Source organism: Bradyrhizobium sp. JR4.3, from assembly GCF_040547695.1.
In the GTDB taxonomy this organism is placed as follows: domain Bacteria; phylum Pseudomonadota; class Alphaproteobacteria; order Rhizobiales; family Xanthobacteraceae; genus Bradyrhizobium; species Bradyrhizobium canariense.
This window is the reverse complement of the sequence record NZ_JBEPQF010000071.1, coordinates 1-11,652: the sequence shown is the minus strand read 5'-3', so window position 1 is coordinate 11,652 and position 11,652 is coordinate 1. Positions and strand designations below refer to the sequence as shown.

The following is an 11,652-nucleotide window of genomic DNA, read 5'->3' as shown; positions in this document are numbered from 1 at the left end:
GTACTCGTCCGAATAAGAACGTCGCTGCCGTTTCGTCATCTGACACCTCTTGCTGTCTAAGCTATAGGTGTCCACCGATTTAGGGGAGGCTCAGGATTGCTTCGCTTCGCTCGCAATGACGAAAAACTACGCGTAGCTGCGCATCGCCTCGGCGTGGCCGCTTGCCTCGACCTCGGTGCGCGGGCGCAGCCGCGTCAGCGCCAGCATCATGCCGACACCATAGGCCAGCGACACGATCGAGGAGCCGCCATAGGAGATGAAGGGCAGCGTCATGCCCTTGGCGGGGATGAGCTGGAGATTGACCGACATGTTGATCGCGGCCTGCACGCCGAACAGGATCGCAAGCCCCGAGGCCGCGAAGCGCGAGAACATGTCTTCGTTGGCATAGGCGCGCGACAGCGTGCGGATGACGACGAAAGCAAACAGTGCCAGCATTGCGAGGCACAGGATGATGCCGAACTCTTCGGCGGCAACCGCGAACACGAAGTCGGTGTGGCTGTCCGGCAGGCTGCGCTTGGCGATGCCCTCGCCCGGCCCGAGCCCGAACCAGCCGCCGTTGTAGAAGGCTTCCATCGCGGTATCGACCTGGAAGGTGTCGCCCGAGGCCGGATTCATGAAGCGCTTGATGCGGCCGGCGACGTGAGGAACAAAAAGGTAGGCGCTGAACAGTCCGGCGGCGCCGAGGCCGGCGAGCCCGAACACCCAGATCATCCGCATGCCCGCGATGAAGAACAGCGAGCCCCACACCATCAAGATCAGCATGGTCTGGCCGAAATCCGGTTCCATCACCAGAAGCGAAACCAGCATCAAGAGCAGCACCAGCGCCATCGAGGTTGCCGGCATTTCTGGCCGCCTGGTGGATTCCGCGAACAGCCAGGCGGCCATGACGACGAACGACGGTTTTGCGATTTCGGAGGCCTGGATGTTGAGGCCAAGCAGCGTGATCCAGCGCCGCGAGCCCTTTACTTCGGGGCCGATCGCGAGCGTCAGCACGATCAGGACGATGCTGGCTGCGAAGATGATCAGCGCCGAGCGACGGATCGCGCGCGGCGACAGGAACGACACGCCGAGCAGCACCAGGCAGGACGGGAGGAGGAACAGCACGTGGCGGCTGAAGAAGTGGAAGGGATCGAGCCCGATGCGGGTCGCAACGGGCGGGCTCGCCGCCAGCGACAGGATCACACCGGTCAGCATCAGCGCCAGGATGGCCCCCATCAGCGGCTTGTCGACGGTCCACCACCACTCGGAAAAGGGGGTGCGTTCTTCACGGGAGAGCATGGCGGCCGCTTTCGGACAGAGGTCGGTCCATTGGTCGCCGAGGTTGGTTACCGGGGGGTTAAGGAGCTGTTCAACTTTTGAAGAGTCTCGTGCCCCGGACGCAGCGCAGCGCTCTCGCGGTGCGCTGCAGAGCCGGGGCCCATTGTCGCTTCTGGGTCCCGGCTCGCGCTACGCGCGTCCGGGACACGAGAACTCGCTACACCACCGGCTTCACACCCGGCAGCGCCTGCACCAGATCGCGGAACCTGGTGCCGCGGATTTCGAAATTGCGGTACTGGTCGAAGGAGGCGCAGGCGGGCGACAGCAGAACGACCGCGTCGGTGATGCCTGACGCCTCCGCGTCGCGTGCGGCTTGCTCGACGGCGACGTCGAGCGTCTGGCTGATCTCGTGCGGCACCTGCGTGCCGAGCGTGCCCGCAAACTCCTGCGCGGCCTCGCCGATCAGATAGGCTTTTCGGATGCGCGGGAAGTAGCCGGTGAGGCCCGTGATGCCGCCGGCCTTCGGCTTGCCGCCCGCGATCCAGAAGATGTCCGAAAAGGACGACAGTGCGTGCGCGGTGGCGTCCGCATTGGTGCCCTTGGAGTCGTTGACGAACAGCACGTTGCCGCGGCGGCCGACCTGCTCCATGCGATGCGCAAGGCCTGGAAAGCTGCGCAGGCCGTTCTGCAAGACATCGAGGCCGATGCCCATCGCGAGCGCGGCGGCGGCCGCGCACGCCGCGTTCTGTGCATTGTGCAGGCCGCGCAGCGAGCCGATGCCGCCGAGCGCCGCGATTTCACTGCGTGCGCCGCCCGAATTGCGCACGATATTGCCATGCTCGACATGGATGCCGCTGGCCAGCGGATTCCTGACCGAGATGCGCACCACATTCTTGCCGGCGCGATCGAGCCGGTCGGCGATATCGCGGCAAAAACCGTCGTCGACGCCGACGATCGCGGTGCCGCCGGCCTGCACACCGGCAACGAGACGCTCCTTCACCGCGGCGTAATGCGCGATGGTGCCGTGGCGATCGATGTGGTCCTCGCTGACATTGAGCAGAATGCCGACGGAGGGATCGAGCGAGGGCGTGAGGTCGATCTGGTAGGACGACATCTCGATGACGTGGACGCGGCCCATGCGCGGCGGCTCCAGCGACAGGATCGCGGTGCCGATATTGCCGCCCATCTGGGTGTCGTAGCCGGCGACTTTCGTCAGGTGCGCGATCAGCGCTGTCGTGGTCGATTTGCCATTGGTGCCGGTGATGGCGACGAACGGCGCATCCGGTGCGTGGCGGCGCCGTTCGCGGCAGAACAGCTCGATGTCGCCGATCACCTCGATAGCGGCCTCGCGCGCCTTCAGCACGCTCCAATGCGGCACAGGGTGGGTCAGGGGCACGCCGGGCGCGAGCACCAGCGCGGCGAAATTCGCCCAGGAGACGTTGCGTAGATCAGCCGTGATGAAGCCCGCTTGCGCGGCCTTGGCGACGTTGTCGGCATTGTCGTCGGCGGCGATCACCTCGGCGCCGCCCGCCTTCAACGCGTGACAGGAGGCGAGCCCCGAACCGCCGAGGCCGAACACCGCGACCGTCTTGCCGGCGAAGGACGTGACCGGGATCATCGGCCGGTCACCGCAGCTTCAGCGTCGACAAGCCGGCGAGCGCCAGCATCACCGAGATGATCCAGAAACGGATCACGATCTGCGGCTCGGTCCAGCCGAGCTGCTCGAAATGGTGATGAATCGGCGCCATCCGGAAGATGCGCTTTCCCGTCATCTTGAACGACACCACCTGCACGATGACGGAGACCGCCTCCAGCACGAACAGGCCACCGATCACCGCGAGCACGATCTCGTGCTTCACCGCCACCGCGATCGCGCCGAGCATGCCGCCGAGCGCGAGCGAGCCGGTGTCGCCCATGAAGATCGAGGCCGGCGGCGCGTTGAACCAGAGGAAGCCGAGGCCCGCGCCCAGCAGCGCGCCGCAGAGCACGGCGAGTTCGCCGGTGCCTGCGACATATTTGATCTGGAGATAGTCGGCGAACACCGCGTTGCCGGCGAGATAGGCGATCATCGCAAAGCTCGCCGTCGCGATCATCACGGGCACAATGGCAAGGCCGTCGAGACCGTCGGTCAGGTTCACCGCGTTGCCGGCGCCGACGATGACGAAGGCACCGAACACGACGAAGAACCAGCCGAAATGCAGCACGGTGTCCTTCAGGAACGGAATCGTCAGCGCGGTCGACGCGGGATCGCGGTTCAGCCGTACCAGCGCGTAGCAGGCAACCAGCGCGATCGCCGCCTCGATCAGCAGGCGAAGCTTGCTGCCGAACCCGGTTGTGGTCTGCTTGGTCACCTTGAGATAATCGTCATAGAAGCCGACGAAGCCGAAGCCGAGCGTCACCGCCAGCACGATCCAGACGTAAGGGTTGAGCGGATTGGCCCATAGCACCGTGCCGACCGTGAGGCCGGACAGGATCATCAGCCCGCCCATGGTGGGCGTTCCTTTCTTGGCGAGATGCGATTGCGGACCATCGGCCCGGATCGGCTGGCCCTTGCCCTGGCGGATGCGCAGATGGTCGATGATCCAGGGCCCGAACAGGAACACGAACAGCGCGCCGGTGACGACGGCGCCGCCGGTGCGGAAGGTGATGTAGCGGAAGACGTTCAGGAAGGTGCGAACGGCACCGAAGCCCGGAAATGTGTTGGAGAGCTCGATCAGCCAGTAAAACATTCAGACGGTCCTATGGCGCCTTTGCACGCGCCTTGATCTTGGCCTTATCAACCTGCCTCACGCGCATTCGCTGGTCTTCATCCTGGGGTCGGGCGACCTCTAAAGAAAACCGGACGGCTTCGCGCCGGAAAGAGTGGGATTCGGGAACAGCGCCTTCCAAGCAGTTTACGCCCTTGCCTGCAAGGCGGCCACTAGGCCCGGCACAAACTTGTTGACCCAGAACATCTTCTTGCTGCCCTTGACAACCACGACATCGCCTGCCCTCAGCAGATTTGCGACCTCGCCCGGCTTCAGCGTCACGGGGTCGTCGTGCCAGCCGAGACCCTTGCCTGCTGGAAGCACCTCGAACAGGTGACGCATCAGGGGTCCGACGCAATAGACGCCGTCGATGCCGTCGAGATGCCTGGCGAGGCCGGTGTGATAGCCGGGCGCGCCATCGCCCAGCTCCAGCATGTCGCCGAGTACCGCAATGCGGCGGCCGCCGGTCGTGTTGCGCGCTTGAAGGCTTTGCAGCGCGGCAGCCACGCTGGCCGGATTGCCGTTGAAGCTGTCGTCGATCACGGTGATACCGCCGACCGCCTGCTCGACGCCACGGCCGGTCATGATGCCGACCCGGTCGAGCTTGATTGCAAGCGTCGCCGCATCGAGGTTCGCCGCACGGATCGATGCGAGCGCGGCGAGCGCATTCTGCACGCGGTGCGGCGCGCCCGGCGTCAGGCTGAACGCGATCTCTTTCTTGCCAAGCGCGGCCACGACCTGCCAGCTGTCGCCATGCGGCGCGTGCGCGACCTCGTGCACCTCGGCTTTGTCGCCGAAGCGTATGACCTTGCCCTTCCAGTCCGGCGCCTTGATCCCGGCAGGCAGCACCAGCACGCCTTCCGAAGGCAGACCGAGGGCAATCGACACCTTCTCGCGGCGGATGGCTTCGAGCGAGCCGAGCTTCTCCAGATGCACCGGCTGGACGTTGACGACGAGCGCGACTGTCGGCCGCGTCAGTTCGCTGAGCCGCGCGATTTCGCCGGCCTGGTTCATGCCCATCTCGACGACCCAGAGACTGGCATCGGGCCGCGCATTACATAGCGTCAGCGGCACGCCCCAGAAATTGTTGAAGCTCGACGGGCTGGCATAGGCATTGGGGTAGGCCGCGAGGAATTCCTTGGTGCTGGTCTTGCCTGCGCTGCCGGTGAGCCCGATCACCGGTCCGTTGAAGCGCGCACGTGCCGCGCGGGCAAGACCCCAGAGGCCGTCGATCAGCGTGTCCTTGACCACGATCTGGGGAACGCGGACGCCCGCGATCTCGTGCGGCACGATCATCGCGACTGCGCCGGAAGCTTCCGCCTTTTCCGCGAACTCCCAGCCGTCACGCGCGCTGGCGAAGGCTGAGATGAAGCCGCCGCTCGGCGTGCCGCTCAGCGCGACGAACAGGCAGCCCGGTTTCACCAGCCGGCTGTCCTGGGTGACGAAGTCGATCGGCGTGTCCGGGAACGATCCGGCAGCGCCCAGCGCGCGCGCCACTTCGGCCACCGTCCATATGGGCGCGCTCATGCAATCCTCGACGCTAATGCGGCGGCGACCGCCTCGTGATCACTGAAGGGCAAAACCTCTCCGCCGACGATCTGCCCGGTCTCGTGGCCCTTGCCGGCGATGAGCAGCGCATCGCCATCTTGCAATTCCTCGATCGCTGTGCGGATCGCAACGGCCCGGTCGCCGATTTCGCGGGCGCCCCTGGCGGCGGCGAGGATTTCGGCGCGGATCGATTCCGGCTTCTCGCTGCGCGGATTGTCGTCGGTGACGATGATGCCGTCGGCATTGCCGGCCGCGATCTCGCCCATGATCGGACGCTTGCCGGCATCGCGGTCGCCGCCGGCGCCGAACACGACGACCAGCCTGCGCCTGGCGTAGGGACGCAGCGCCTGCAGCGCCTTCGCCAGCGCATCGGGCTTGTGCGCGTAGTCGACGAAGATCGGCGCGCCGTTGCGCTCGCCGACGCGCTCGAGCCGCCCCTTGGCGCCTTCGAGACCTTCGAGGCTCGCGAACACATTTGCGGCGTCGCTGCCGGTGCCGATGGCGAGACCGGCCGACACCAATGCATTCTCGATCTGGAATTCGCCGACCAGCGGCAGCCGGATCGCATATTGCTTGCCGCGATGTTCGAGCGCGAGCACTTGCGAAAATCCTTCGACCTCCGCACCGGCGAGACGAATGCCCTCGCCTGCCCCGTCGCCCTTGCGACCGACCGCCATCACGCGCAAGCCGCGCGAATTCGCAGCGCTGATCGCCTCTGCCGAGCAATCATGATCGGCGGAGATCACGGCCGCGCCTCCCGGCGGAACAAGTTCGCGGAACAGCCTGAGCTTGGCCGCGAGATAATGCGCGACGGTCGGATGGTAATCCATGTGGTCGCGCGAGAGATTGGTGAAGCCGCCGGCGGACACGCGCACGCCGTCGAGGCGATATTGGTCAAGCCCGTGCGAAGAGGCCTCGAACGCGAGATGCGTGACGCCCTCGCGGGCGATCTCGTCCAACTGCCGGTGCAGCGCGATCGGGTCGGGCGTCGTCAGCGAGCCGTAGACTGTACGTTTGGGCGAGACCAGGCCGATGGTTCCGATGCTGGCGGAGGCGTGCCCGAGCCGCTCCCAGATCTGCCGGGTGAATGCGGCGACCGAGGTCTTGCCGCTGGTGCCGGTCACCGCCGCAATGGTGGCGGGTTGCGCCGGAAAAAATCTTGCCGCGGCCAGCGCCAGCGCGCGGCGCGGATTGGCGACTGTGATGAACGGCACCTTGCAGCCATCAGGCGGATGGTCGCCGACAACCGCCACCGCGCCTGCGGCAATCGCGGCATCGATGAAGCGTGCACCGTCCGTCTTGCTGCCCGCAAGTGCGAAGAAGAGATCGCCCGGCTTGACCGCGCGGCTGTCAAGCGCAACCCCGCTCACATCGAGGGCCGCGACGGCGGGCTCGATTGCGGCATCATTGCCTAGGACGTCACGCAGCTTCATGGTCTTCCAGTCGACATACCGCGCCGGGAAGCCGAATCTCCAGGGAAATCCCGACTCAGCAGCGGCAACGGCCCACCCGGTTGATTACTGGGTTGTCCTGGATGCTGCAAGAATAAGGCGGTCGGACGGCGGCAGGTCAAACCGCGGCTCGACGCCCAAAAGGGGCGCGATCCGCTCGATCACCTTGCCGCCGGTCGGCACAGCATTAAAGCCGGACGTGATGAAGCCGTAGGTCTCCTTCAGCGGCTGCGGCTCGTCCAGCATGATCAGGATTTGATATTTCGGATCGTCGCAGGGCATGATCGCGGTAAAGGAATTGAGCACGCGCTTCTTGGCGTAGCGTCCGTTGATGACTTTTTCGGACGTGCCGGTCTTGCCGCCGACATAGTAGCCGTTGACGTTGGCGGTCTTGGCGGTGCCGATCTCGGCATTGAGCCGCATCAGGAACCGCATCTTGTCGCTGGTCTCCGTCTTGACCACGCGCTTGGCCAACGCTGCCGCTTCGGACTCGCTGCGTTTCATGAAGGTCGGCGGAATTAGATAGCCGCCGTTCACGAGTGCGTTAATCCCCATCACCGCCTGGAGCGGCGCCACCGACAGACCCTGGCCGAACGCGATGGTGACCGTGTTCAGCTCACCCCAGCGGCGCGGGATCAGCGGAGCCGCGCTCTCCGGCAGCTCGGTGCGCAGCCGCGTCAGCTGGCCCATCTTGGCGAGGAACGCCTTGTGCGCCTCGACGCCCTGGCCGAGCGCGATCCGCGCGGCGCCGATGTTGGACGAGTAGGTGAACACTTCCTTGGTGTTGATGAAGCGTCCCAGCGAGTGGCTGTCATGGATGGTGAACTTGCCGTAGTGCAGGTTTCCCCGTGCATCCCACATCGAGTTCAAATTGATCTTGCCGGAGTCGAGCGCCATCGCCAGCGTGAACGCCTTGAAGGTCGAGCCCATCTCGTAGACGCCGGTGGTCAGGCGGTTGATGCGGTCGGGGTCGTGCGCTTCCTTCGGATTGTTGGGATCGAAGTCCGGAAGCGAAACCATCGCCACGATCTCGCCGGTCTTGACGTTGGAGACGATGCCGGAGGCGGCCTTGGCGTGGTATTTCTCCTTGGCCTTCAGGAGCTCGTCGCGCAGCGCGTGCTCGACGCGCAGATCGACCGAGAGCTCGATCGGCTTTTGCAGCCGGTCGGTGGCAAAGCCCGCGCGGTGGAGATCGGCGAGCCCCTGATTGTCGAGCCACTTCTCCATGCCCGCGATGCCCTGGTTGTCGATGTTGACGAGACCGATGAGGTGGGCGACCTCGTTGCCGGTCGGATAGACGCGCTTGTTCTCGCGCAGGAAGCCGATGCCGGGAATGCCGAGCTTGTGGATGTCCTGCTGCTGCTTCGCCGTAATCTCGCGCTTGAGCCAGACGAAGCCCTTGCGCGTCTTCAGGCGCTCGCGCACCTCGGCCTCGTCGAGGTCGGGCACGGTGGCGGTCAGAAGCTCGATGGCCTCGTCCTTGTCGATGATGCGGCGCGGCTCGCCGAACAGGCTCGACGCCTTGACGTCGGTCGCGAGGATCGCGCCGTTGCGATCGACGATGTCGGGCCGCGCGGTCGCGACCACCTCCTGTGCCGCGGCGCGGCGCGCGCCGTGGGCGTCGGCGCCGATCGCGAACATCACGAGCCGGCCGCCGATCAGGGCGTAGACCGCGCCGAAGGCGAGCATCGCCAGGCCGACGCGCGCCCGCGCCTTGGCGGCGCGATCGACGTTGCGCCCGTACAGCAGACTGCGGATCAGCCGTTGCCGCCAGGGCTCGGTCGGCTTTCCTACAGGTTTGGCCGGGGTCACAGCACTCATGGCTTGTCCTCGGGCTGAGGCACGGAGCCCGTCACGTTATCGGGATCGCTCGCGGCTTCGATGGTATTGAGCATGGCGCCGATCGGATCCGGCTCGCCCGGCCTGAACATCCGCGGCGGACGCTCGGGCAAGTTCTTCAGTGAATCATATTGCGTGCCGTTGACCGGCTTGAGCTGCAGATGCCGGTCGGACAGGCCCTGCAGGCGCAGCGGCGCATCGAGCTTCGCCCATTCGGAGCGCAGCGCCGCGATCGCATCGCGCTGCTCGCGGATCTCCGCATGCAGCCGCAGCACCTTTTCGGTGCGCGCCGTGGAGTCCATCTTGATCCTATAGACATAGGCCGCCGCGAAGATCAGCGCGCCGATGACGAGGAGGTGGATGAAGCGCATGCGCTAGCCACCTCTCATGACGTCGGAGAGTTTTGGCCAGGACGATTGCTCGCGATCGTCCTGCGCAGGCGCCGAGGTGCGCTCGGCGGCGCGCAGCTTTGCCGACCGCGCCCGCGGGTTATGCGCGACTTCGTCCTCGCCCGCGATCACCGGCCGCCGCGTCAGGAGCTGGAAGCTCGGCACCGCCTGCGACACTTCCGGAAGATGGCGTGAACCGCCACCCGTCTTGCTGCGCTCGGCGAAGAAATTCTTGACGATGCGGTCTTCCAGCGAATGGAACGAGACGACCACGAGTCGACCACCGGGCTTGAGCACACGCTCGGCAGCGATGAGTGCGCTCTGGAGTTCCTCGAGCTCGTCGTTGACGAAGATGCGCAGGGCCTGGAACGTCCGCGTCGCCGGGTGAATATCGCCGGGCTTGGAACGAACCACCCTGCCGACGAGCTCGGCGAGCGCGCGCGTGGTCGTGAACGGCGTCTCCTGCCGGTCGGCGACGACGGCGCGGGCGATCCGGCGCGACTGCCGCTCTTCGCCGAGGAGATAGATGATGTCGGCGAGATCGCCTTCCGAGGCGCGCGCCACGACATCGGCCGCGGTCGGCCCGTCCTGCCCCATCCGCATGTCGAGCGGACCGTCGAGGCGGAACGAGAAGCCGCGGCCGGCCTGGTCGAGCTGCATCGAGGACACCCCGACGTCCATCACGACGCCGTCGACGCCATCGACGCCCTGAGCCGCGCAGATTTCGGCGAGGTTGGAGAAGCGATCTTCAACCAGCGTCAGCCGGCCCGCCGAGCGTTCGACCAGCTCGGCGCCGCCTGCGATCGCAGTACGGTCGCGGTCAATGGCAATCACCCGGGTTCCCGGCATGTCGAGGATCGCGCGGCTGTAGCCGCCCGCGCCAAAGGTCGCGTCGATGTAAAGGCCGCCCTCGCGTGGGGCGAGGTGGTCGATGGCCTCACGGCCAAGAACGGGGATGTGCGGAGCCGAGCTCATGCGCCAAGCCTGCCGATTGCCCCGCCGGACTCCCAAGTGAGATCGGGGACGAACAAGCTCATAGCGCCTCGAATGATTCCGCGTCGCGGCGGTTCCACGACCCAACCCCCGTCCAACATGGTTACCGTGCCCGGTCGTCCCGGGCCACCAACCCAGTATTCCCCTTGGAATTTGTCGGGCAGCCATGGGATTTCGAGCCAAAATACGCTTTGGCCGCCTCTGGACGCGGGTCGGCTCTTCATCTCTCAGTAACGGCCCTTAGCGTTAAGAAAGCGTTGATCGGCTCGCGACAAGTCGAAAAGCTGACGCGGCGGTGATGCTTCATCCACACACATGCGCCAAAATGCATCCGTTAACCTCGTCGCGCGGTTGCGCACGGTGGAGGGTAAAGGAATAGTAAAGAGAAGGGCTTGGCCCACTCTCTGTCTGTCTCGAGCTGTTTATGTCGTCCGGTTCGTCCACGCCGTCTGGATCTGATTCGAAGCGTCAACGCGTTCTCCCGGTTCCCAAGGCCGCCGCGAACATGCGGACGTTCGAGCCGGATTCCTCGATCGTCTCCGACATCATCCCCTCACCGAACCACGGCGACCGCAACAAGGGCCGGCAGCCCGATATGATCGTGCTGCATTACACCGGCATGCCCGACGTCGAAGGTGCGCTGGCGCGGCTCTGCTCGGCTGGCACCGAGGTGTCGGCACATTATGTCGTGCTGGAAGACGGCCGCATCGTGCAATGCGTGCCGGAGGCCAGGCGCGCCTGGCATGCCGGCGTGTCCGCCTGGGCCGGCGAGGACGACATCAATTCCTGCTCGATCGGGATCGAGATCGTCAATCGCGGCCACGACTGGGGCTATCCGGAGTTTCCGCTGCGCCAGATCGCCGCCGTGATCGCGCTGTGCCGCGGCATCATGCTCCGCCGCAAGGTGCCCGCGCACCGGGTGCTCGGCCACTCGGACGTGGCGCCCGCGCGCAAGAAAGATCCCGGCGAAAAATTTCCCTGGCATTCGCTGGCCAATTCCGGTGTCGGCCACTGGGTCACGCCCGCGCCGGTCGTGCGCGGCGAGAGCCTGATGCTCGGCACCATCAGCGACGAGGTGCTGAGCCTGCAGCAGGCGCTCGCCAGATACGGCTACGGCGTTCCCCTCACCGGCAAATACGACGCCGCGACCATGGAAGTCGTCACCGCGTTCCAGCGCCATTTCCGGCCGGCGCGCCTGGACGGGGTCGCGGATCACTCGACGCTATCGACCTTGCAGGCGCTGTTGGGAAGCTTGCCGGCGGAGGGAACGACGGTCGCGTCGAAGTAACGGCGACTGCCACGCACCCCGTCATTGCGAGCGAAGCGAAGCAATCCTGATCTTCCCCCAAAAAAGTGGACATGGATCAAGCCGATTTTAGCTCCATCTCGACCGGGCTGATATAGCCGATGGCCGAGTGTCTTCGGGTC

The 11,652-nt window shown here is 65.6% G+C and carries 9 protein-coding genes; 1 reads left to right on the top strand and 8 read right to left on the bottom strand.

Annotated elements, in window-relative coordinates; all coding sequences use genetic code 11:
* Positions 1-126: 126 nt before the first annotated feature.
* From ftsW to rsmH, 8 genes are all read right to left on the bottom strand, one after another.
* The gene (gene ftsW / locus ABIB91_RS41175) at positions 127-1,278 is read right to left on the bottom strand and encodes a putative lipid II flippase FtsW (RefSeq protein WP_354172848.1); all 1,152 of its coding nucleotides are present in this window, start codon (positions 1,276-1,278) and stop codon (positions 127-129) included.
* Between the two features lie 196 nt (positions 1,279-1,474).
* Complete coding sequence (gene murD / locus ABIB91_RS41170) at positions 1,475-2,875, bottom strand: UDP-N-acetylmuramoyl-L-alanine--D-glutamate ligase (RefSeq protein ID WP_354172846.1); 1,401 nt, start codon at positions 2,873-2,875, stop codon at positions 1,475-1,477.
* 7 nt (positions 2,876-2,882) lie between these two features.
* Positions 2,883-3,986, bottom strand: coding sequence for a phospho-N-acetylmuramoyl-pentapeptide-transferase (gene mraY, locus ABIB91_RS41165; protein WP_007600847.1), 1,104 nt, complete (start codon positions 3,984-3,986; stop codon positions 2,883-2,885).
* Positions 3,987-4,151: 165 nt separating this feature from the next.
* Positions 4,152-5,531, bottom strand: coding sequence for a UDP-N-acetylmuramoyl-tripeptide--D-alanyl-D-alanine ligase (locus tag ABIB91_RS41160; RefSeq protein ID WP_354172844.1), 1,380 nt, complete (start codon positions 5,529-5,531; stop codon positions 4,152-4,154).
* Positions 5,528-6,985: a UDP-N-acetylmuramoyl-L-alanyl-D-glutamate--2,6-diaminopimelate ligase gene (locus tag ABIB91_RS41155; protein WP_354172841.1), complete on the bottom strand. Its 1,458-nt coding sequence runs from the start codon at positions 6,983-6,985 to the stop codon at positions 5,528-5,530. Before ABIB91_RS41155 ends, ABIB91_RS41160 begins: the two co-directional genes overlap by 4 nt.
* 84 nt (positions 6,986-7,069) lie before the next feature.
* Positions 7,070-8,824, bottom strand: coding sequence for a peptidoglycan D,D-transpeptidase FtsI family protein (locus tag ABIB91_RS41150; protein ID WP_354172839.1), 1,755 nt, complete (start codon positions 8,822-8,824; stop codon positions 7,070-7,072).
* Complete coding sequence (gene ftsL, locus ABIB91_RS41145) at positions 8,821-9,213, bottom strand: cell division protein FtsL (protein ID WP_007600843.1); 393 nt, start codon at positions 9,211-9,213, stop codon at positions 8,821-8,823. Before ftsL ends, ABIB91_RS41150 begins: the two co-directional genes overlap by 4 nt.
* Positions 9,214-9,216: 3 nt before the next feature.
* Positions 9,217-10,206 carry a 16S rRNA (cytosine(1402)-N(4))-methyltransferase RsmH gene (gene rsmH, locus ABIB91_RS41140; protein WP_354172837.1) on the bottom strand — a complete coding sequence of 330 codons (990 nt, stop codon included), beginning with the start codon at positions 10,204-10,206 and terminating at the stop codon, positions 9,217-9,219.
* 523 nt (positions 10,207-10,729) lie between these two features.
* Between rsmH and ABIB91_RS41135 the strand changes: the two genes are divergently transcribed.
* On the top strand, positions 10,730-11,512 hold the full coding sequence (locus ABIB91_RS41135; RefSeq protein WP_354172835.1) for an N-acetylmuramoyl-L-alanine amidase: 783 nt from the start codon (positions 10,730-10,732) through the stop codon (positions 11,510-11,512).
* Positions 11,513-11,652: the final 140 nt, after the last annotated feature.